General features: G+C 71.8%; 17 protein-coding genes. 11 read left to right on the forward strand and 6 right to left on the reverse strand.

Annotated features, from left to right (window positions below; genetic code table 11):
- Nucleotides 1-159 precede the first annotated feature (159 nt).
- Entirely contained in the window at nt 160-405 is a 246-nt protein-coding gene (locus OG587_RS23010; RefSeq protein WP_329093500.1) for a hypothetical protein, read from the reverse strand.
- Here OG587_RS23010 and OG587_RS23015 point away from each other — a divergent pair.
- The 11 genes from OG587_RS23015 (at nt 389) to OG587_RS23065 (ending at nt 13,789) form a co-directional block, all read left to right on the forward strand.
- Nucleotides 389-1,051, forward strand: a complete 663-nt coding sequence (locus tag OG587_RS23015; RefSeq protein WP_329093502.1) for a hypothetical protein — start codon at nt 389-391, stop codon at nt 1,049-1,051. The two genes, OG587_RS23010 and OG587_RS23015, sit on opposite strands and share 17 nt — an antisense overlap.
- 1,158 nt (nt 1,052-2,209) lie before the next feature.
- The gene (locus tag OG587_RS23020) at nt 2,210-4,294 is read left to right on the forward strand and encodes an AfsR/SARP family transcriptional regulator (RefSeq protein ID WP_329093503.1); all 2,085 of its coding nucleotides are present in this window, start codon (nt 2,210-2,212) and stop codon (nt 4,292-4,294) included.
- A 92-nt stretch (nt 4,295-4,386) separates the two neighbouring features.
- A complete protein-coding gene (gene wrbA, locus OG587_RS23025; protein WP_329093505.1) occupies nt 4,387-5,004 on the forward strand; it encodes an NAD(P)H:quinone oxidoreductase in 618 nt (205 codons plus the stop codon).
- A gap of 219 nt (nt 5,005-5,223) precedes the next feature.
- Nucleotides 5,224-5,829, forward strand: coding sequence for a flavin reductase family protein (locus OG587_RS23030; protein WP_329093507.1), 606 nt, complete (start codon nt 5,224-5,226; stop codon nt 5,827-5,829).
- Between the two features lie 10 nt (nt 5,830-5,839).
- The gene (locus OG587_RS23035) at nt 5,840-6,250 is read left to right on the forward strand and encodes a YybH family protein (protein ID WP_329093508.1); all 411 of its coding nucleotides are present in this window, start codon (nt 5,840-5,842) and stop codon (nt 6,248-6,250) included.
- A 266-nt stretch (nt 6,251-6,516) separates the two neighbouring features.
- Nucleotides 6,517-7,740, forward strand: coding sequence for an acyl-CoA dehydrogenase family protein (locus OG587_RS23040; protein ID WP_329093509.1), 1,224 nt, complete (start codon nt 6,517-6,519; stop codon nt 7,738-7,740).
- A 51-nt stretch (nt 7,741-7,791) separates the two neighbouring features.
- Nucleotides 7,792-8,610: an aldo/keto reductase gene (locus OG587_RS23045; protein WP_329093511.1), complete on the forward strand. Its 819-nt coding sequence runs from the start codon at nt 7,792-7,794 to the stop codon at nt 8,608-8,610.
- 167 nt (nt 8,611-8,777) lie between these two features.
- Nucleotides 8,778-9,821, forward strand: a complete 1,044-nt coding sequence (locus OG587_RS23050) for a methyltransferase (protein WP_329093512.1) — start codon at nt 8,778-8,780, stop codon at nt 9,819-9,821.
- A 310-nt stretch (nt 9,822-10,131) separates the two neighbouring features.
- Complete coding sequence (locus OG587_RS23055; protein ID WP_329093514.1) at nt 10,132-11,484, forward strand: polysaccharide biosynthesis protein; 1,353 nt, start codon at nt 10,132-10,134, stop codon at nt 11,482-11,484.
- The gene (locus tag OG587_RS23060; RefSeq protein WP_329093515.1) at nt 11,481-12,713 is read left to right on the forward strand and encodes an MFS transporter; all 1,233 of its coding nucleotides are present in this window, start codon (nt 11,481-11,483) and stop codon (nt 12,711-12,713) included. The genes OG587_RS23055 and OG587_RS23060 overlap by 4 nt, the downstream gene beginning before the upstream one ends.
- A 68-nt stretch (nt 12,714-12,781) precedes the next feature.
- The gene (locus OG587_RS23065; protein WP_443075603.1) at nt 12,782-13,789 is read left to right on the forward strand and encodes a glutathione S-transferase family protein; all 1,008 of its coding nucleotides are present in this window, start codon (nt 12,782-12,784) and stop codon (nt 13,787-13,789) included.
- Nucleotides 13,790-13,884: 95 nt separating this feature from the next.
- On the opposite strand, the gene OG587_RS23070 is transcribed toward OG587_RS23065, so the two are convergent.
- From OG587_RS23070 to OG587_RS23090, 5 genes are all read right to left on the reverse strand, one after another.
- Nucleotides 13,885-15,306, reverse strand: a complete 1,422-nt coding sequence (locus OG587_RS23070; protein ID WP_329093517.1) for a class II 3-deoxy-7-phosphoheptulonate synthase — start codon at nt 15,304-15,306, stop codon at nt 13,885-13,887.
- A gap of 182 nt (nt 15,307-15,488) precedes the next feature.
- Complete coding sequence (locus OG587_RS23075; protein ID WP_329093518.1) at nt 15,489-16,061, reverse strand: anthranilate synthase component II; 573 nt, start codon at nt 16,059-16,061, stop codon at nt 15,489-15,491.
- Nucleotides 16,062-16,092: 31 nt separating this feature from the next.
- A complete protein-coding gene (locus OG587_RS23080; RefSeq protein ID WP_329093519.1) occupies nt 16,093-17,565 on the reverse strand; it encodes an anthranilate synthase component I family protein in 1,473 nt (490 codons plus the stop codon).
- Between the two features lie 6 nt (nt 17,566-17,571).
- Nucleotides 17,572-18,885: a cytochrome P450 gene (locus tag OG587_RS23085; RefSeq protein ID WP_329093520.1), complete on the reverse strand. Its 1,314-nt coding sequence runs from the start codon at nt 18,883-18,885 to the stop codon at nt 17,572-17,574.
- A gap of 6 nt (nt 18,886-18,891) precedes the next feature.
- Nucleotides 18,892-22,068, reverse strand: a complete 3,177-nt coding sequence (locus OG587_RS23090) for an aminotransferase class V-fold PLP-dependent enzyme (protein WP_329093522.1) — start codon at nt 22,066-22,068, stop codon at nt 18,892-18,894.
- Between the last annotated feature and the right edge of the window lie 125 nt (nt 22,069-22,193).

Here is a 22,193-nt window from a genome sequence, read left to right on the forward strand (position 1 = left end):
AGGTCCGATTTCGCTGGCTCATCGCTGGTTTCGTCGGCATGGCTTCTCCGGAAGCGGGCAGTCTTCCCCGCGCCCTCGATGGAGGACCACGACCGGGCGGTGGTCCTCGGTCTCGGCGGCGGGCGTGAGCACCCCATCGACGCCCCCGCTGGTTCCGGATCAAACCAGATGGAGGAACAAGGTGACGCTACAAAATCCCGACAGGCCCAACGCGGTGTCGTCGAGCGGATCGGGCGGACCACCACGGCGCGTCCCGCGCCCGATGGTCGTCGCCACCGCCGTCGTGCTGGCGGCGTCGGGCGGTGTCGGGGTGTCCTCGGCGTCAGCGGCATCGCCGCCGCCCGCCCCGACGGAATCGCCGACGCCGACGCCCAGCGTGTCGGTGACGGTGAGCGAGACACCCACGCTGACCCCGACTCCCAGCCCGACCCTGACCGAGACGCCGACGCCGTCACCCACCGCCACGACGCCGCCGCCCCGGGTACCGCCGCTGGCGTTCCCCGGCACGCTGCACGGCGAGTTCGTCCTACCGGCGAAGGACGGCTGCGGCTTCACGGTGTTCGCCCAGACCGGCGAGGCCACCGTCCTGGCGGAGGACTCGATCACCGTCAAGAGCCAGGACGGCTTCGAGAAGGTGTATGCGATCGCCGAGACCACCAAGGCCCTCTCCGGGCGGCGGGGCAACGCGCTCAGGCAGGGCGACTGGGTCTCGGTGACCGCCACGACCTCGGGCGATACGGCGACGGCCGCCTACGTCTTCGACCTGACGCGGCCCAGCAAGAAGTTCTGGCGCAACGGCGGCTGGTGGTCGGTCAACCAGTGGCGGCCGGGCAGCAGGTGGCGCACGCCCGTCATCTGTCCCACGCCGCCCGTCGAGACCCCCACGGTGCCGCCTCCCTCGGAGCCCCCGCTACCTCCCTCGGAGCCCCCCCTGCCGCCTACCGAGACCCCGGCGCCTCCCTCGGAGACCCCGGGCGTCCCCACCCCCGAACCGACCCCCACCGTGCCGGAGACCCCGACGCCGACCCCCACTCCCACCCCGACTCCCTGAGCGCTCAGGGACCGAACGCGGCCGTCACACGGCCCTGACCCGGATGACCGCGCCGTGGCTCCGGGGCCGTCCGGCACGAGGTGACGGGCCCCGGTTCCGGCCCCGCGCGACCTGAGAGGACGTCGCCCGGGTCTCCGATCGGAGACCCGGGCGACTGTATATGAAGAATGACCGGAATGTCGCGATGGGATGGTGGTCGATTGGGCGGGAAAGGCCTCCGAGAATTCGGGTCACCGACGGCGTGTTCTCGCCGCCGTCACCGGCCGCGTCCGGGCCCTGGCCGCGTACGCGGTTGTTCGCCGATGCCATTCTCCGGGTCGAGCATTTTTTGATTCGGCCATCCTTGGCAGGTCCTGGAATTTCCGTATTGTATGGCCGCCCGATAATCGGGAAACGGTGGTTTCCCTGAGGTGGCGATGTTCACCTCCCAACTTTTGAAACGTTTTGTGGCGCGGTTCGACGCCTTTGGCCCGCGATTCTGCGACCGGGTCCTGTGGGCGGTCCGCGCGGGAGCGGGCGACGGTGACCGAAATCCGGGGTCGCCTCGCCTCGTCACGCCGGGCCGCCGGCGCCCGATGTCGTGACCGGCCGGCCGCCAGGCGGAAAGTGGCGGATCTGCCCTGGTAAACCGCCACCTCTGCTTTGTCGTCCCCCGGCCGCTGGCCTCTTTCCCCGGGCTTTCCGGTGCTTACCCGGGTTTCCCCGGGGCGACGCAGTGTGACACATTATGTCGCGGTAAAAATCAGTATTACGTCGGGAGATTTATGCTTCCCGGCTGCTTATTGACCTTGGCTGCGCCATTCATGGCCGACTTGCCATATACGGGGTAATTTGCTATATGTGAAGAGAGGGAGGGTATTGTTAAGTCAAGATCATGTGCGCGGTCATGCTGAATAGTGATCGTCCGGAATTGGCGGTATGGGTGCGTCACATTCGTTCCGCGTCACCGCTCCGTCGCCGAAACGGCGAGCCATCGGGAAAGGAAAACGCGAGGTGACGAACGACCGTGACGGTCCCCGCCCGTGGCCGGCCGGGCGCCGTGAATATCCGGTCAGGAATGGGGATTGATGATGGGGCGAGGCGAGATGATCCGATTACACAGCCGTTAGCGGGAATGTCGAGGCGCATATGCTGTTTCGTATACTGGGTCCACTTGAAGTGCTGATCGGTGACACACCGGTCGTCGTCGGCAAGAACCGGCAGCGCATCGTGCTCACGATGCTCCTGGACAGTGCCGGCCGCATCGTGACGGTCGGGGAGATCGTGGAGGCCCTCTGGGCGGGCAGGCCGCCGCGGACCGCCGCCGAGCAGGTGCAGACGTGCATATGGCAGTTGCGTCGTTCTTTCGCGCTCGCCGGGGCCGTCGCCGATCTCATCGAGACGACGTCACCGGGTTACGCCCTGCGCGTCGCCCCGCAGACCGTCGACGCGCACCGGTTCAACGAGCAGGTCGCCGACGCCCGTTCGCTGGCCGCGCAGGGCGATCGGACGCTGGCGGCGTCCCGTTTCCGCTGCGCGCTGTCGCTGTTCCGCGGCCCGGTGCTCGCCGAGGTCGACAGCCCCGCCGTGCAGGCCGTCGCCGCCAAGTGGGAGGAGCGGCGGCTGTCGGTCATCGAGGAGTGCATCGACCTGGAGCTCCAGTGCGGTCGCGGCCGGGAGCTGATCGACGAGCTGATGGCCCTGGTGGAGCGGTATCCCCTGCGGGAGGGCCTGCGCGCGCAGCTGATGTACGCGCTGTACTGCGCCGACCGGCGGGCGGAGGCGCTGGAGACCTACGCCGCGGGTCGGGCGCTCCTCGTCGACGAGCTCGGCCTCGAACCCGGCCCGACCCTGCGAGAGATGCACCAGCGCGTCCTGGCGGGCGAACCGGTTCACGTCTCCGAGGACGCGCCCGTCAACGTGCCCGCCCAGCTCGTCGCGGACCTGCCCGACTACGTCGGCCGGCCGGAACACGAGCGCCGTATCCGCGCCGCGCTGACGGCCGACAGCCACGGCGCCCGCATCTGCGGCGTCTACGGCAAGTGGAGCTCCGGCAAGTCGGCCACGGCCCTGCACGTGGCCCACCAGCTGCGCGACGAGTTCCCCGACGGACAGCTCTACGCCGACCTGCGCGGTTCCCGGCCCGACCCGGTCGACGTCGGCGACGTGCTGTCCTGCTTCCTGCGTTCCTTCGGCGTCGCCGACACCGCCATCCCGAAGCAGCTCGCCGAGCGGGCCGCGATCTACCGCAGCCTGCTCGACCACAGGCGCGTGCTCATCATGCTCGACGACGTGCTCGGGGCCGGTCACGTCTGGCCGCTGATCCCGGCCACGCCCGAGGCGGCGGTGCTGATGACCAGCCGGTCGAACCTGTCCGACGTCCCGGGCAACTTCCCCGTCGAGGTGGGCATGCTCACCGTCGACCAGTCGGTCGAGCTGCTGCGCAAGGTCGTGGGCGTCCACCGCGTAGCGGCGGAGCCCGAGGCGGTGGACCAGGTGGTCGGCGCGACCGGCAGGCTGGCGCTCTCGGTGCGTGCCGCCGCGGCCCGGCTGGCCTCCCGTACCCATCTCAAGATCGGTGGCCTCGCGCAGCGGCTGAGCGATCCGGACCGCCGGCTGGACGAGCTCTCCCACGGCGCGTTCGACATGCGCTCCTACCTGGCCCCCAGCATCGAGGCCCTCGACCCGGACGCGCGGCGGGTCTGGTACGCGGCGGGCATGCTGCAGGTGCCCGACTTCGGCGCCTGGGTGGCCGCCGCCGCCGTCGACACCCCGATCTCCGAGGTGGAGCCGATCCTGGAGCACCTCGTCGACCGGGGACTGCTGGACGTGGCGGGCACCGACCACATGGGGGTGTTGCGCTGCCGGATGCACCAGCTGATGGGGGTGTACGCCAGGGAACGCTCCCTCAGCGAGCTGCCCGTCGCGCAGCGGGCCGGCATGCTCGATCGTGCCGCGGACTGCTGGCTGGGGCTCGCCCAGGGCGCCGAGCGACTGCTCAAAGGCGAGGCGGGGGGATCCGGCCTGATCGAGTGCCCGACGGCGGTGTGCGAGCAGATGATCGAGATGGTGACATCCGACCCGGGTGCCTGGCTCGAACTCGAGACCGAGGGGCTGCGATTCGCCGCCCGCCATCGCGGCCGGCTGTCCCGCGTGCCGTCACCGGCCCGTTCCAGGCTGGGCCGCCGGGAACTCGGCATCGCCAAGGTCGGCGCGGACACGGACGACCAGGACGGTGTCGCGGCCGTGCCGTCCGCGAGCTGACGGCCGTCATGCGGAGCGAGAGCCGTCACACGGAACCGGAGCCGGCGTACGGCCATGCGGGATCCGGCAATGAACAGTTGAGAGGTGGACCAATGAATATCCGAATCGCAGTGATCTACTACTCGGCGACGGGAAACGTGCACGCGCTCGCCGAGGCCCTGGCCCGTGGCGTCGCCTCGGCGGGGGCGGAGGTCCGGCTGCGCCGCGTTCCCGAGCTGGCGCCCCGTTCGGCGATCGACTCCAACCCGGCCTGGCGGGACCACTGTGACGCCACCGCGCACATCGAGGAGGCCACCGTCGACGATCTCGTCTGGGCCGACGGTTTCGCCTTTGGCACGCCCACCCGCTTCGGCAACGTCAGCTCCCAGCTCAAGCAGTTCCTCGACATGACCGGCAAGATCTGGCAGGAGGGCGAGCTGACCGGCAAGGCGGCGACCGGATTCACCAGCAGCTACGAGGTCCACGGGGGGCAGGAGACCACCCTGGTCGCCCTCTACAACGTGATGCACCACTGGGGCTCGATCATCGTCCCCACCGGATACGCCGACTACGACCTCATCCACGCCGCGGGCGGCAACCCGTACGGCATCAGCATCCGCGACGGCGACGAGGACCTGGCCAAGCACGTGTACGCCGCCGCCGAATACCACGGTGCCCGCTTCGCCCGGATCGCCGGGGCGCTCAAGCCGCTGCGAGCCGCGACCGCGTGACGTCCGCCCGACACCACAGGCGCCACCCGAGGCCGCCGGAGCACCGCTCCGGCGGCCTCGTCGTCCCACGGCCCCGCCCAGGCCGGGGCCGGTGAGAGAAGGGAAAGAGAGCATCGAGAGCCGACGCTCATAGCGTGAGCTCACGTGATTGCAGGCGGTTCCCGGACGTCGTCGCGTACGGTCCGGACCGGCGCTCCCGGCCAGCAGAGGCGGTATCACATGCGCGAAGCACCGAGTACGAACCAGACCGGCCAGGATGACTTCCGCGCCCTGATGGCGGGCTTCCCCACCGGGGTGGCGGTCGTGACGGTCGTCTCCGCTGACGGCAGTCCCAAAGGCATAACCTGCTCGTCGGTCTGCAGTGTCACCCTCGCCCCGCCCACCCTGTTGGTGTGCGTGCGCAACGCCAGCCCGACCCTGGCGGCGGTGCTCGCCGCCCGGCGGTTCACCCTCAATCTTCTCGACCACAACGCCCGGCCGACGGCCGAGCTGTTCGCCTCCGGCGATCCGCGCCGCTTCGAGCGCGCCGAGTGGACGGTCGACGGCGGGGCGTGCGGCCCGCACCTGGTGCGGGACGCCCACTCCATAGCCGACTGCCTGGTGTCGCGCGCCGACCGGGTCGGCGACCACACCGTCGTGATGGGCGCGGTCCAGCGCGTGCTGCGCCGGGAGTCGCGCCGCCCACTGCTGTACGGGCTGCGCCGCTACTCGGTGTGGCCGGAACCGCACGAGCCCGTCCCCGCGGACATCGCGGGACCCGCCTCCGCGGGGCACCGCCACCGGCCCGCGTTGACCGCGGAAACAGCGAGCCACCGAATGTCATGAAGGAGCACAGATGACCAGCTCGACGAGGAGCACCTTCGCCCCGGTCTCCGACCCGTACCAGCACACCGAGAACTTCCGCCGCGCCTTCAACTCCGGTGACGTGGCCGCCGTCGAGGCCGGTCTGGCGGACGGCGCGGTGTTCGTCCGCGGACCCGGTGATCCCGTCACCGGCGGCGAGGCGAGCAAGGCCATCGCCGACTTCCTCGCGCTCGGGCTGCCCATGGACATCCGCGACCGCCACGTCTACGTCGCGGACGACATCGCGCTGATCATCGCCGACTGGGTCGTGGAGGGCGCCGGTCCCGGCGGCGGCCACATGCGGATGGAGGGCACCAGCACCGACGTCATCCGGCGCGGTGCCGACGGCCTCTGGCGCTCGGTCATCGACAACCCGCACGGCACCACGCGGCCCGCGGTCTGACCACCGGAGACACCCCGGTCCGGTCATCGCGTCCGGCCACCGCGGAGACCTGCGGCCCGGCCCCGGAGACGCCCTGGTCTGGCCACCGCGTCCGGCCACCGCGGAGATCCGCGGCCCGGCCGCCGGAGACACCCGCGAGCCGATCGTGGGCCACACCCGTGAGCCGGCCGCCGGAGACACCCGCTGGACGACGCCGTCGCCCCGGCGGTCCGACCGTCCCGGCGCCCCGGCGTCCCCGTCCCCCCTCGACACCTCAAGGAGAGAACGTGACCATCACCACGCCCGCCCCCGCAGGGTCCATACCCCGGCCGGACTGGTCGGCCAGGCCGAACACGCCGACGGACTGGATCGACCGCGCCCGGGAGGTGGCCGACGTGCTGAGCGTCGGCGCGGCCGAACGTGACCGCGCCAACCGGACGCCGCACGAGGAGATCCGGATTCTCAAGGAGTCGGGACTGGTACCGATCTTCGGTCCCGTGGAGCACGGCGGCGCCGGCCAGGAATGGCCGACGGCCTACCGGGTCGTGCGGGCCGTCGCCTCGGCGGACGGGTCGATCGGCCAGCTGCTGGGCGACCACTACACGTGGTGCTGGCTGCCCCGGTGGCTGGGCACCGCGGAGCAGATCCGGCGGCTGGAGATCGAGGCCACCCGAGGCAACTGGTTCTTCGGGTGCGCCCTCAACCCGCGCGACGCCGACGTGGTCGCCACGGACGAGGGCGACCACCTGGTCTTCAACGGCAGCAAGCACTTCTGCACCGGGGTGAAGGTCTCCGACCACACGGTGCTGGAAGGGGTGCTGAACGGCAAGGACCACGTGCTGGCCGTCGTGCCCACCGACCAGCCGGGCATCGTCCACCACAACAACTGGGACAACATGGGCCAGCGCCTGACCGAGAGCGGCGGGATCACCATCCGCGACGTCAGGGTGCCCTGGGAGGACGCGCTGGGCTACCGGGACAAGGTGTTCACCCCCCGCACCTACGCGACCACGAACGTGCCGACCGGCCAGCTCCTGTTCTGCAACATCTGGCTGGGCGTGGCCGGCGGCGCGTTGCGCGCCGCGATCGAGTACACCCAGACGGGCCGGGGCTGGGGCGGGTACGAGCGCACCGTCGACGAGCCCCGCGTCCAGGACACCATCGGCGACCTGACCGCCAAGCTCTGGGCCGCCGAGGCGCTGGCCGACCAGGTCGCCGAGGAGGGCATGGCGCTGCACCGCGACCCAGACTCGGTCACCCCCCGGATCCGCGGCGAGTACAAGGTGCGGACCGCGGCGGTGAAGGCGCGGGCCGACGAGGTGGCGCTCGAGGTCACCTCACGGATCTTCGAGGTCACCGGGGCCCGCTCCACCGCGAACCGGTTCGGCTTCGACCGGTTCTGGCGCAACGCCCGCACCCACACGCTGCATCACCCGGTGGCCTACCAGCGCCGCGAGGTCGGCCTGTACCAGCTGCTCGACGAGGTGCCCGAGCCCGGCCGCTACTCCTGACAACGGCCCCAGAACAGGAAGGACGAACCTGCCGTGACCACGATCCCGCATGTGCCCCTCAACGATGGCGTGTCCATCCCGCGGCTCGGGTACGGGGTGTTCCTCATCCCCGCCGACCAGGTGGTGGAGCCGCTGACGACGGCGATCGAAGAGGGCTACCGCCTCATCGACACCGCCGCCGCCTACCAGAACGAGGCCGGAGTCGGAAAGGCGATCGCCAACAGCGAGGTTTCGCGCGAGGAGTTCTTCGTCACCACCAAGCTGTGGAACGACGCCCACGGCTACGACGAGACCATGCGGGCCTTCGACGAGAGCATGGCCAGGCTCGGCCTCGACCACCTCGACCTGTACCTGATCCACTTCCCGCGCCCCGCGCTGAACCGGTACGTGGACAGCTGGCGGGCGTTCGAGAGGCTGCGGGCCGACGGCCGCGTCCGGTCGATCGGCGTGTCGAACTTCGGCGTCGCCGAGCTCGACCGGCTGGCCGAGGAGTGCTCCGTGGTGCCCTCGATCAACCAGATCGAGCTGCACCCCCTGTACCCGCAGCACGAGCTGCGCGCGGCGCACGCCGAACGCGGCATCGTGACGCAGGCCTGGAGCCCCATCGGCCGTGACCAAGGACTGCTCCAGCACCCCACGGCGGTGGAGATCGCCCGGGAGTGCGACCGGACCCCCGCGCAGGTCGTGCTGCGGTGGCACCTGCAGCACGACATCGTCGTCATCCCGAAGTCGGCCAAGCCCGAGCGCATCCGCGCCAACATCCAGGTGTTCGACTTCACCCTCGACGAGTCCCAGATGGCACGGCTGGACGACCTGGGCACCGAGCAGAGATGCCATCCCGTCCCCGGCACGCTGTTCGACGTGTCGTGACGGCCCCACGCGCGAGAACACGGGAGGAGAACGCGGTGTCCCCTGAGAACCCCAAGAACCCCAAGAACGCTGAGAACGCTGAGAACGCTGAGAACGCTGAGAACGCTGAGAACGCTGAGAACGCTGAGAACGCTGAGAACGCTGAGAACCCTCACGGCCCCCGGAAGGTGCGGTCACGTGAGGATCTCGTCGGCCCGCTGTTCGGGGCGGCGGCGTTCCAGATGCTCAACGCGGGCTGCGAGCTGGGCCTGTTCGCCCTGTTGCGCGACAAGGACGAGCTCGCCGCCGAGGACGTCGGCGACCTGCTCGGGCTGGGCCCGCGGCCGACGGAGATCCTGCTGCTCGGCGTCACCGCTCTCGGGCTCACCGAGGTGACCGGCGGGCGCTACCGCAACTGCGCGGTGATCCAGGAGATGTTCGAGGACGGCTCCTGGGAGGTCCTGGCCGACATCGTCGCCTTCCAGGCCAGGCTCGTATACCTTCCGCTGGCCGACCTCGTCGAGTCACTGCGGGAGAACACCAACGCCGGGCTGGCCCGGTTCGTGGGGACGGGCGACGATCTGTACCACCGGCTGCCCGAGACGCCGGAGCTGGAGCGGTTGTTCTACCGCTGCATGCGCTCCTGGTCGCTGCTGTCCAACCCGGTCCTGGTCGCCAAGGCGGACCTCACCGGGGTGCGCCGGGTGCTCGACGTCGGCGGCGGCGACGGGGTGAACGCGATCGAGCTGGCCCGCGCCAACCCCGGGGTCGGGTTCACCGTGCTCGACCTGCCGGGCGCGGTGGACATCGCCCGGCGCAAGATCGCCGACAACGGGCTGAGCGACCGCATCGACGTGCGGGTGGGCGACATCTTCAACGACCCGTACCCCCAGGGCCACGACGCGGTGCTGTTCGCCAACCAGCTGGTCATCTGGTCCCCGGAGCAGAATCTCGGCCTGCTGCGCAAGGCGCACGCGGCACTGCCCGAGGGCGGCAGGGTGATGGTGTTCAACGTGATGTCCAGTGACACCGGCGAAGGACCGCTCTACTCGGCGCTGGACAACGCCTACTTCGCCACGCTCACCGCGCCGCGCAGCATGATCTACAGCTGGAGCCACTATGAGCGGTGGATGCGCGAGACGGGGTTCGACGAGGTGCGCAGGCTTCCGGGGGAGACCTGGACCCCGCACGGGGTGATCAGCGGGATCAAGCGGACCTCCGCCACGGGGTGAGGTGAGGATCCGGACGGGCCGTCCCCCGGGGCCCGTCCGGACTCGCCGCCCGTGCTCTCCGTACGAGTTCCCTGTCCACGCGCCCCCCGTGTCCGGGCCGTGCGCCCGCGCCCCCCCGCGGGCCCTCCGCCCTGGCTCTCCGTCGCGGAGAGCGGAGCGAGAACGCACCGGACTAGCGTCGGGAGCAGTCGAACCGTCGGACGCCCCCGAACCGTCGGGAGCACCCGAGCCCCGAGCCTGCCGTACATCTGAGCCGGTCCTGTCGTACACCAGAGCCCCGAGCCGGTCCTGCCGTACAGGAGTCATCGAGATGAGTGCCGCACGGCGTGTCGAGGGAATCCTCGACGAGATCCGCGCCATCGCCCCCGCGTGGCGCCGCGAGCCGGACCACGCCGCCCTGCGCAGGCTGCGGGAGCTGGCCACCGAGCTGACCGCGACGTACCCGGCGGGTGACGCGCGGTACCGGCACGTCCTCGCGGTGGCCGGGCGCGACGTCGACGTGCCGCACCGGCGGGTACGCGACCTCGTCGGCGGTCGCACCGTGCTGGTCATCGGGTCCGAGGGGCGGATCGGCGGCACGCTGGTCGCCGAGCTGGCGGGCATGGGGCCGGGCAGGCTGCTGACGGCCGGCCTCTCGCCGGACGCCGCCGTGGACGGCGCCGAGCACCGCGTCCTCGACATCCGCGACCGGGAGCGGGTGTCCCGGCTGATCGCCGCCATCCGCCCCGACGTCGTCTTCCACCTGGCCTCGCGCCCCGTCACGGGAACGGCGGAACACGGCGCCCACCACACCCACGACTCGGTGTGCACCGACGTGCTGGGCACGCGCCACGTCGTGGACGCCTGCGCCGCGGCGCGGGTCGGCGTCCTGGTCGTCGCCTCCACCGAGGAGTCCCTGCTCCTATACGCCCACGACGTCCGGTCGGCCGGCAAGCGGGCCATCGAGCTGATCGTCGCCGACGCCGCGGCGCGGGGGCGGGTGAACGCCGTCATCGCGCGGCTCGCCCACGTCGCCGACGACTCACCGCTGCTGCGCCGGTTCCGCCGCTCGTGCCGTGAGGGGACGGTGCTGTGGCTACCGGCGCCGGCCCGGCGATTCCACCTGCAGTCCGCGCGGGAGGCCGCGCAGCTGCTGCTGGTGGCGGCGACCGGCGCCCGTACCGGCGCGGCGGCCGTGCACGCCGTCCGCGACCTGGCCCTGCCGGCGACCTCCCTGGACCTGGCAGTCGGAGTGATGAGAGAGGAAGGGGTGACGGCGATGCGCATCGCCGACGACGTGACGGGCAGACCGCCGCAGCACTGCCCGGACCTGACGGGCCAGGCGGGCCTCACCGGGGTCAGCCCGCTGTTCAACGCCTTCGAGGCGTCCGGAGCCGAACGGTCGGTCTCGCCGGACATCGACGTGGTGACCTGCCGGTTCCGGCTGCCCACGGCGGCCGTACGGCAGCTCGACCATCTCGCCGGTCTCTGCCTGGGCCCCCGGGAGCACGACATGGCCGACGCGTTCGACCGGTTCGCGCGCACCCTGCTGGAGGCCGGCCTGGCGCAGACGCCGAGGTCCGTCGTACGCCGCGTCGCGCACCTGAGCGAACCCCACCGCGAGCACATGACGGCGACGGACCGAATGGTGAACGACCGTGTCAGGTGGTGGGCGGCGCGATGAGCACCTCGAACGCCTCGACGCGGGCCCACCTGCCCGGGACGGTCCTGCTGCTCTGTCTGAGCCAGATCGTCGGATCGCTCGGGCTGGCCGCGGGCGCCACCGCGGGCCCCCTGCTCGCCGAGCTGGTCACCGGATCCGCGGCCTACGGCCCGACGGCGATGGGCGCGCTGGTCACCGGGTCGGCGCTGGCCGGTCCCGCCGCGGGCGCGATCATGCGGCGGCTCGGGCGCGTGTGGGGCCCGGCCGCCTGCAACCTCTGCGCGACCGTGGGTGCGGCCATCGTCGTGTTCTCCGTGAACTGGGGGCTGGTGAGCCTGCTGGTCGGCACCGTACTCCTGGGCGCGGGCACCACCGGCGTGATGCTCGGCCGGTATCTGGCCACCGACCTCGTCGACGAGCGCAGTGCCCCGCAGGCGATGGGGCTGGCGGTCGCGGCCGTCACCGTCGGCGCGGTCCTCGGCCCCGTGCTTCTCGGACCGACCGGCGCGGTGGCGGAGGCGGCCGGCCTGCCCCCGCAGACGGGTCTGCACCTGCTCGCGGTGGTGGTGTTCCCGCTGGCCTCGCTCATCCTGCTCAGGCTACGCGGTGGCGGCGGGCCCGAGGCGTCCGCGACGGGCACCCCGGCCACCGGACGCGGGCCGGGACGGCTGCTGCCGCTGCTGGTCCTGGGCACCGGCAACCTGTCGATGGTGGCGATCATGGGTTCCGTGCCGAACCACCTGCAGCACAGCGGGTGGGACCTGCAGGCGGTCGGGATGTTCGCCGCCCTGCACATCGGCGCGATGTTCGCCTTCGCGCCGGTCTCCGCGGCGCTGTGCAGGCGGTTCGGCCCCCGGCCCGTGGCGCTGGTCGCGGCGCTGTGCATGACCGGCTCGCTGGTCTTCGGCGTGCTCGGCGGCGGGATCGGCTCCGACCTGGCGCTGCTGGCGCTGGTCGGGGTGTCCTGGAACCTGCACCTGGTCAGCGGCAGCATGTGGCTGGTGGAGGTGACGCCCGAGCCGCTGCGCCACCGCGCGGAAGGGCTCGGCGAGCTCGCCATGGGCGCCGCCGCGGCGGCGGGCAGCCTCGGCCTCGCCGGGCCGCTGCTCTCCCTGGGCGGGCTTCCGCTGCTCTGCCTGGCGATGGCCGCGGTCAACGTCGCGACCGCCGTGGCGCTCTCCGCCGGAGTACGGTCGCGCCGCACCCCGGCGGTCCCGGTCCCGGTCCCCGTGGATTCGTCGAAGTCGTGATTTCCCGAAGTCGTCATGCCCCGGCGCGTACGGGGAAGCTCTCCGTCGGAGAGACCGACCACGATTCCATGGAGCCCGAATTGAGCGCAGAGTCCGAATCCGTGATGTCTCCCAGCCGCTTCGACGCCCGGATCACCGCGGATCCGGGCTCTGCCTGGCCCGCGGAACCGCATCGCTACCGGCTGGTCGCGAGCCGCGCGTGCCCGTTCGCAAGCAGGGCCGTGGTGAGCCGCAGGCTGCTCGGCCTGGAGGACGCGATCTCGCTGGCCGTCGTCGACCCCATCCAGGACGACCGCGGCTGGAGTTTCGCCCTAGGCCCGGACGGCAGGGATCCCGTCCTCGGCTACCGCCACCTCAGCGAGGCGTATCTGGCCGCCGACGCGGACTACGACGGCGGGTTCAGCGTTCCCGCGCTGGTCGACGTGGACACCCGGCGCCTGGTCACCAACGACTTCGACAGGATGACCCTGGACCTGGCGACCCAGTGGACGGCCCTCGCCCGCCCCGGCGCCCCGGACCTGTACCCCGAGCCGCTGCGCGCGGAGATCGACGAGCTGAACGAGCACGTCTTCCACGACGTCAACGCCGGGGTGTACGAGGCGGGCATGGCCACCACCCAGGAGGCGTACTCACGGGCCTACGACGCGCTGTTCGCCCGCCTGGACGCGCTGGAGGAGCGGCTGCGGACCCGCCGCTACCTGGTCGGCGACACGATCACCGAGGCCGACATCAGGCTGTTCACCTCGCTGGTGCGCTTCGACGTGGTCTACCACGGGCACTTCCGGTGCAATCGATCGAAGCTGACGGAGATGCCGGCGCTGTGGGCGTACGCCCGTGACCTGTTCCAGACCCCCGGCTTCGGCGACACGGTCGACTTCGACCACATCAAGCGCCACTACCACATCGTTCTGGACGAGAACAATCCCCATCACATCGTGCCCGGCGGCCCGGACCTGTCCGGCTGGCTCACCCCGCACGGCCGCGAGGGTCTCGGCGGCAGGCCGTTCGGGGACGGCACCCCGCCGGGTCCGCCGCCCGGCTCGGAGGCCGTGCCGCCCCGGGGACGCGCGGCCTGAACATGATCTCCCCGACATGACCGTGATCCCCCCGACATGACCGTGATCCGTCCCGGTTCCGGGACGGATCACGGTCATGCCAAGGTCGGACGGGGTCAGGTCGCGCAGTGCCGCCGCAGCAGCCGCGCCACGGCGAAGGCCAGCTCGATGGACTGGCCGGCGTTCAGCCGTGGGTCGCACGCGGTCTCGTACCGGTGCCCGAGGTGGATGTCGAGCACCTCCTCCGCCCCGCCGAGGCACTCGGTGACGTCGTCGCCGCTCAGTTCGAGGTGGATGCCGCCGGGGAAGGTGCCCGCGGCCCGGTGCACGGCGAAGAACCCCGCGATCTCGCGGGTGATGTCCGACAGCCGCCTCGTCTTGTAACCGCTCCGCGAGCGGAAGGTGTTGCCGTGCATGGGGTCACAGGCCCACACCACCGGCCGCCCGGTGGCGCGGATCTCGTGAACCAGCGGCGGAAGCAGGTCGAGTACCCGGTCGGCGCCCAGCCTGCTGATCAGCACCAGCCTGCCGGGCGCGTGGCCGGGGTCCAGCCGCTCACACAGCAGCCGCAGCTCGGTGGGCGTGACGTCCGGTCCTATCTTCACCCCGATCGGGTTCGCGATCCCGGACAGGTACTCGATGTGCGCGCCGTCGAGCCCGCGGGTCCTGTGGCCCACCCACAGCATGTGGGCGCTGGTGCCGTACCAGGCCCCCGTCTCGGCGTCGGGACGGGTCAGCGCCTCCTCCCAGCCGGGCAGCAGCGCCTCGTGCGAGGTGTAGAGGTGGTCCTGCGGCGCGCTCCGGTCCGTCCTCTCCGCGCCGCACGCGGCCATGAAGCGCAGCGCCCACGCGATGTCGGCGGCGACGCCCTCGTGCTGCCGGGCCGCCGGGTTGCGCCGTACGAACTCCTGGTTTCCGGCGTGCACCCGCTCCAGGTCGGCGAAGCCCTCCCGCAGGAGGGCGCGCAGCACGTTCAGCGTCGCCGACGCGTGGTGGTAGGCGCTGCGCAGCCGTTCGACGTCCGGGGTGCGGGCGGCCCGGGTGGGTGCCGTGTCGTTGACGATGTCGCCCCGGTAGACGGGCAGCTCGACGCCGTCGATGATCTCGGTCGGGCTGCTGCGCGGCTTGCCGAACTGCCCGGCGATCCGGCCGACCTTGACCACCGGCAGGCCGGAGCCGTAGGACAGCAGGATCGCCAGCTGCAGGATCAGCCGGAGCTTGCCGCGCACCCCGTTCTCGATGCAGGAGCCGAATCGCTCCGCGCAGTCACCCGCCTGCAGGAAGAAGGCGCGGCCGTCCGCGACGCGGGCGAGCCCCGCCCGCAGGTCCTCGATCTCGCCGGGCAGCACCAGCGGCGGAAGCTGGGAGATCTCGCCGAGGACGCGGCCCAGCCCGCCGGGGTCGGCCCAGTCGGGCTGCTGGGAGATGGGCAGCCCGCGCCAGGAGTCCGGACGCCAGCCGGACGGCGGCAGGTGCGCACCGGTACGGGCCGACGGCGGGGGAGGGGCACCAAGGGTCGGAACATCAATCATCTGCATGCCGCTGACAACTCCTTCACCAGATCTGCGCGATCGCGTCCGCTCTCGGGTGACGCGTCGCGATCGCCGTTCTCGGCCACCGGAACCTCGCGGGCGGCCACGGGGACCACGGAAGCCACGAAGGTCACGAAGGCCACGGAAGTCAAAGGGGACACGGGGGCGCGGTGCTCCCGGCGGGCCGGTCACCCGCTCCTCAGGAAGTTCGCCATGAGCCGCTTTCCCATGGGGGTGAGCACGGACTCCGGGTGGAACTGGACGCCGAAGGTCGGGTGCGACCGGTGACGCAGCCCCATCAGCACGCCGTCGTCGGTCCACGCGGTGGGCACGAGCTCGTCGGGCAGGGTCGCGTGGTCCACCGCCAGCGAGTGGTACCGGGTGGCGGTGAACGGATTGGGCAGCCCGGACAGGACGCCCGTGCCGTCGTGCCTGATCGTCGAGGCCCTGCCGTGCATCGGGGCCGTCCGCACCACCTCGGCGCCGTACGCCGCGGCGATGCCCTGGTGGCCCAGGCAGACGCCCAGCACCGGCATCCGGCCGGTGAGCGCCCGCGCGGCCGGTGCCGACAGGCCGGCCTCGGCGGGGGTGCGGGGGCCGGGGGAGATCACCAGCATGTCGTGGCGGGCCAGCCCGCCGATCGTCGTCTCGTCGTTGCGGAACACCGACACCGCGGCGCCGAGTTCGGCCAGGTAGTGGACCAGGTTGTAGGTGAAGGAGTCGTAGTTGTCGATCACGGCCACCTTGGGGGACGCGCTCATGTCGTGGCCTCCATCTCGCCGGGGGGTGCGGTCATGTCGTGGCCTCCGCCTCGCGTACCGCGCTGAACAGCGCGTTGGCCTTGTGCAACGTCTCCAGATACTCCGCGGTCGGGTCCGACTCGGCCACGATCCCCGCGCCCGCCTGGACGTACACCGTGTCGTCGGCGATCACCATGGTCCGCAGGCCGATGGCGAGGTCGGCGGTGTCGCCGACGCCGACGAAGCCGATCGCGCCGCCGTACACGCCGCGGCGCTCCGTCTCCAGCTCGGCGATGATCTCCATGGCGCGGATCTTCGGCGCCCCGCTCAGCGTCCCGGCGGGGAAGGCCCAGCGCAGCGCGTCCAGGCAGGTCGCCTCCGGCAGCAGCTCTCCCGCCACCGTCGAGGACAGGTGCATCACGTGCGAGAAGCGCTCCACCTCCATCAGGCGCTCCACGCGCACGGTGCCGGGGGCGCACACCCGGCCGATGTCGTGCCTGCCCAGGTCCACCAGCATGACGTGCTCGGCGCGCTCCTTCGCGTCACCGCGCAGGTCCCGCTCCAGCGCCAGGTCGTCGTGCGGGTTCGCTCCGCGGGGCCGGGATCCGGCCAGCGGCCTGGTACGGGCGGTGCGGCCGTCGGTGCGCACCAGCAGCTCCGGGGAGGCGCCCACGACGTGACGTCCCCCGCCGAGGCTCAGGTGGTACATGTACGGCGACGGGTTCACCGCGCGCAGGTGCCGGTACAGGTCCAGCGGGGTGACGCGCAGCGGCCGGGAGAACCGCTGCGAGAGCACGATCTGGAACGCGTCGCCCGCGGCGATGTACTCCCGCGCCCGGGTGACCCGCCGCTCGAACTCCTCCCTGGTGACGTTGGAGTGCCAGCCCTCGCTGTCCGGCGCGGCGCGGGGCCGCGACCGCGCGGCCCGGCCGACGAGGTCGGGCGCCGAGGGCGCGGACCGCAGGCACAGGCCCATCCGGTCCAGCCTCTCCACGGCGTCCCCGTAGGACTCGCGGTCGGGCCGGTACAGCGTCAGCACCAGCAGCTTGCGGGTGGCGTGGTCGAACACCACCATGTCCTCCGCGGCCATGAACGCCGACTCCGGCACGCCCGGCGCCGGCCCGGCCGGAACCGGCAGGCGCTCGAAACGGCTCGCGGTCTCGTAGCCGAGGTAGCCGACGACCCCGCCGTGGAACGGCGGCACCCCGGGCACCGGGGCGGCCCGCGTCGCGGCGATCCCGCGCGCCTCGGCCAGCGGATCGCCCACCGGCGGGTCCAGCAGCCGGGGGCGGTGCCCGATGTAGGAGTATCTGCCGACGTCACCGCTGACGGGCACGCTCTCCAGCAGGAATCCGGTGTCGTCAGGGCCGCAGAGCCGGTCGAACACGGTGATCGGGGTGAGCGCGTCGGCCAGGAACTCCCGGTACACCGGGATGACGGCGTAGTCGCCCGCCAGGGCCCCGGCCTCGGCACAACCGGGCACGGTGTCCAGGCCGAAGGTGGCACGCGTGTGTGAAAAGGTCATCAGGGCCTACTCCTCGACAGCGCATCGGGTCCGTTCGGGCGCCATGAAGATCCCCTGTTGCCGCGCGGGAGGGATCGGCCCGGCCGCGCGCATGCGGACCGAGGACAGCACCATCGCCAGGATCATGCGCATCTCCGCGCGGGCATACCCGCGCCCCACGCAGGTGCGGGCGCCCCCGCCGAACGCGCCCCACCCGTAGGGGTCCACCGAGGCGTCCACGAACCGCTCCGGCCGGAACAGCGACGGGTCGGGGTAGAGGTCCGGGTCGCGCTGCAGCAGGTACGCGCAGTGGACCAGGAACGTCCCCGGCGGCAGCTCGTAGTCGCCGAGCCGCATCGGCGAGACGACCATGCGCACCCCGTTGAGCGCCGAGACCGGGTGCAGCCGCAACGCCTCCATGAGCGTGGCGTCGAGGTAGTCGAGCCCGCGGAAGTCCTGGGCGCGCACCGGGCGGGAACGGAAGCGGTCACCGAGTTCGCGGCCGAGCTCCGCGCGTACCCGGTCGTCGTCGAGCACGTGCAGGAACGTCCAGGACAGCGTGTTGGCCGTGGTGGAGAAACCGGTGTACAGCAGGCTGAACACCTCGTCCCGCACCACCTCGTCGGTCAGGGACCCGTCGCCCTCGGCGGCGTGGCGGAGCAGAGCGGCGAAGACGTCGTCCACGCCCGCCTCCGCGCAGCGCTCCAGGTGGCCGGGCAGGCGCTCGTCGACGAAGGCGCGCACGGCCCGGTCGGCCCGCAGGACCTCCTCGCGCCCGCACGCGGCGTTCTCCATGGGCAGCAGCAGCGCCGCGAGGCCGGCCTTGTCCTCGGCGCTCATCCCCCCGCAGACCACCTCGACGATGATGTCGCTCGTCAGCGCCTGCAACGCGGTGAACAGGTCGAACGGCACCCCGCGCGGCCACCGCGCCACATGCGCGTCGACCGCGTCCGCGGTGATCGCGGCGTAGTCGCGGCTGCCGCTGAAGGCGGGGTGCAGCTGGGCGCGGCGCCTGCGGTGCATGGTGCCGTCGATGTAGCCGACGGACTCCTCCTCGGTGCCGAAGAACACCTTGTTGGCCAGGGCGCCACTGGTCCGGTCGTCCGAGCCGTACATCACCCTCAGCTGGTCCGGCCGGGTCAGGAACACCCAGTCGCCGCCGTGCTCGACCGCGGTGAGGTCCTCGTTGCCCAGCGCGCCCAGGCGCAGGGTGAACATGTCGCCGTAACGCCGGGCCATCCGTTCGACGCACCCGAACGGGTCTCCTTCGAACGCGGCGAGCTGCTCGGCGACCGGCTCGTCCGGGCCGGGGGGAAGCTGTCGTACAGGGGTGGTCAGCATCGTCCTCTACTCCTCTCCGAGCCTGCGCAGGGCCCAGCGGACGTCATCGACGAACCGGTCGATGACCCCGGCGTCGGTCTGGTGGTGCATGATGCACGCGCGGATCACGTGCCCTTCGTGCGGCAGCTCCGAAGTCGCCACGTAGACGTTGCCCCGGGAGCAGATCAGCTCGCAGGCCCGCTCCGTGAGCCGGTCGGCCTCGGCCGTGTCGTTCGCGTCGGCTGGGTCGCCCGCGCGCACCTTCAACGCCACCGTGGGCAGGTGCGGCTCTCCCCGCGAGACGATGTCGATCCCGTCCACCGCGGCGAGCCGCCGGGCCAGGTCCTCGGCGAGGTCGAGCTTGTCGTCGAGGCACCGCTCGAAGGCGTTGATACCGTGCATCTTGATCGGCAGCCACGCGGTCAGGCCGCGGAACTCGCGGGTCAGCTCCGGGCCGTAGTCCATGAAGTCGGGGCGGTCGTCGTCCTGTGACAGCTCCGGGATGTAGGCCGCGTCCGGGATGGCGAACGCCTGCTTGAGCGTGGTCTTGTCCCTCACCAGCAACGCGGAGCTGCCGTGCGGCAGGAACAGCGACTTGTGCGCGTCGACCGCGATCGAGTCGGCCTCCTCGATGCCGTCGAGCAGCACCCGCCCGCGCCGGGTCAGGCGGAAGAAACCGCCGAAGCAGGCGTCGACGTGGAACCAGACCCCGTGCTCGCGGCACAGCGCGGCGACGGCGCGCAGGTCGTCCACCGCGCCGGTGTTCGTGGTGCCCGCGGTGGCCACCACGCAGGCGGGCGGGGTGCCGTACCGCACGTCCCGCTCGATCATCTCGCGCAGCGCGACGAGGTCCATGCGGTACGCGCCGTCGGTGGGCACGGTCCGGTGCCCACCGACGCCGATGCCCGCCAGCCGCGCGGCCTTGGCCACCGAGAAGTGCCCCTGCTCTGAGACGTACACGGCCGCCCGGTGGTGCTGGTGTTCCGGGAGGCGTTCCAGCGCGCACCGCAGCGCCATGAAGTTCGCGATCGACCCGCCCGTGGTCAGGTAGCCGAACGAGCCCTCGCCGTATCCCATCAGCGAGCAGAACCAGTCGATGACGTTCGCCTCCAGCCGGGCGAAACCCGGCGCGGCCGCCCAGGCGCCCGCGAACCGGTTGAGGCTGCGGGCCACGAACTCGCCGACGGCCCCCTGGAACAGCCCGCCCGAGGGCACGTGGGCCATGAACCCGGGGTGGGGGTGCATCATCCCGTCGGGGAGCGCGGAGTCGAAGATCTCGTCCAGCAGGGTGGCGACGGCCGTGCCGGTACGCGGGGCCCGCTGCTCGGCCCGCGGCGGCTCCGCGGCGGCGACCCGGTACCACGCGGGGTGGTTGCCCTTGCTCAGGTCCTCGTGGAAGTCCATGAGACGGGCCGCCACGACGTCGAGCAGCTCCTTCTGCTGCGCCGAGTCCAGGTGCAGGTCCGTCCCCGGCGCCACCGCCGCGCGCCGCTCCGCCGAAGGAGCGGGAACGACGCCCTGCTCCGCGCGAGGACCGGGAGCGAGGTGCCGCTCCGCTCGCGGGCCGGCAGCGACGCGCTGTTCAACCCAAGGGGCGGGAGCGACGCTCTGTTCCATCTGCGGGCCGGGAACGACGTGCTGTTCAACCCGAGGGGCGGGAGCGACGCTCCGTTCCGTCCGCGGGCCGGGAACGACGTGCCGCCCGGTTCGCGGGTCGGGGACGAGGTGGCCGGCCCCCGCCGCCCGCCGCCCGTTCCGCGGGCCGGGGGTGACGCGGCCGATCGCCTCCGCGTACTCCGCGATGATCAGCTCCACCTCGTCGGCGGGATCGTGGCGCGAGCACAGCTCGTCGAGCACCGCCCGGTGTCGCTCGTGGCGGGCCACCGCGTCCTGGTACGGGGTGTCGGTGAACGCCACGGCGTGGTAGAGCGGCACGTACAGCCCGGGGTGCCGCAGGTGAAGCTCCTTCTCCAGCCGTTTGCGGGCCTGGAACGCGACGTCCCCGCTGCGGTCCTTGAGCTCCGAGGCCATCGCCAGCGACAGGTCGGCGATGGCCTCGCCCGCGGGCCTGCGCCACTCGGTGTAGGCGGGCAGCGTGGCGGCGAGAGCGGTCGCGGCGTCGTGCCCGGTCTCGGTCTCGGTGAGGTTGCGGTCGAAGATGGCGAAGAAGGTCCGCACGTCCTCGAAGCTGCAGTTGATGCCCTGGCCGAAGAACGGCACCAGGGTGTGCGCCGAGTCGCCGATGAGCACGGTGCGGCCGTGGTGGTAGGGATCGCACCGCACGGTCTTCAGCGGGGCGGGTGACCACTGGAGCACGTCCTCGGCGTACGACGAGGCCAGGTCCACCACGTCGGGGAAGTGCGACTCGAACAGCTCGCGCACGGCTCGCGGTGTGCGCACCCGATCCCAGCCGAGCCGCTCGCCGCCCTCGCCGTCCCCGCCGACCAGCGGCATCCACAGGCCCGCGGTGTACGAGCCGTCCACGTTCGGCTGGGCGAGCAGCATGAACTCGCCGCGGGGCCATATGTGGAGTCCGTGCCGGGTGTGTCGCGGCCGGTCCGGGTCACGCGCCGCGTCCAGCAGCGCGTGGCCCCCGTCGGGGAGAGCGGGTATGCGGATCTCCACGAAGCCGTCGGCGACGTAGTCCTGGGAGATCCGCATCTGCGCTCCGCGCCGGAACATCTCGTGGCGGACGATGCTGTTCGCGCCGTCACAGCCGATCAGCAGGTCCGCGCTCGTCCGCACGATCCCCGCCCCGCCGTCCACGAACGTCGCCGACCCCGACCCGGGCTCGACACCGATGCACTCGAACCCGAAGTTCAGCCTCGCCCCGGCCTTCTCGGCCTCGTCGAGCAGCATCTCGTGCAGCAGGCCCCGCGGGATCGACAGCAGGTGATGCAGGTCGGGGTCGGTGCCGTAGGGCTGGCAGGACGTCGTCCCGTCCACGTGGTGGATGACCCGCTGCGGCAGCACGACCCCGTTGCGATAGAGCATGTCCACGATGTGTTCGTCCAACGAGGTGAGCCCACGCCTGGTCAGGGTCAGGTTGAACGAGTGCCCTCGGGCTCCGTCCGCCAGGCGCACGTCCGAGCCGCGCTCGTAGAGACTCACCTCGAATGATCGTTTCCGCAGTTCGATCGCCACCAGACAAGCGACCGGTCCGGCGCCGACGACCGTCACCCGCAGATCCCGGGCTGCCAGCATCGCGTCTCCTCCCCGTTCGATGGACTCCTGTCAAAGCTTGCGACCGACGCTATGAGCGGCGTCTCTCGCCGCCCTCTCGCCCTACTCTCCGTACCGGCGCGGACCGGAACGAGAGACGGGCGAGA

Source organism: Streptosporangium sp. NBC_01469, from assembly GCF_036227305.1.
In the GTDB taxonomy this organism is placed as follows: Bacteria; Actinomycetota; Actinomycetes; order Streptosporangiales; family Streptosporangiaceae; genus Streptosporangium.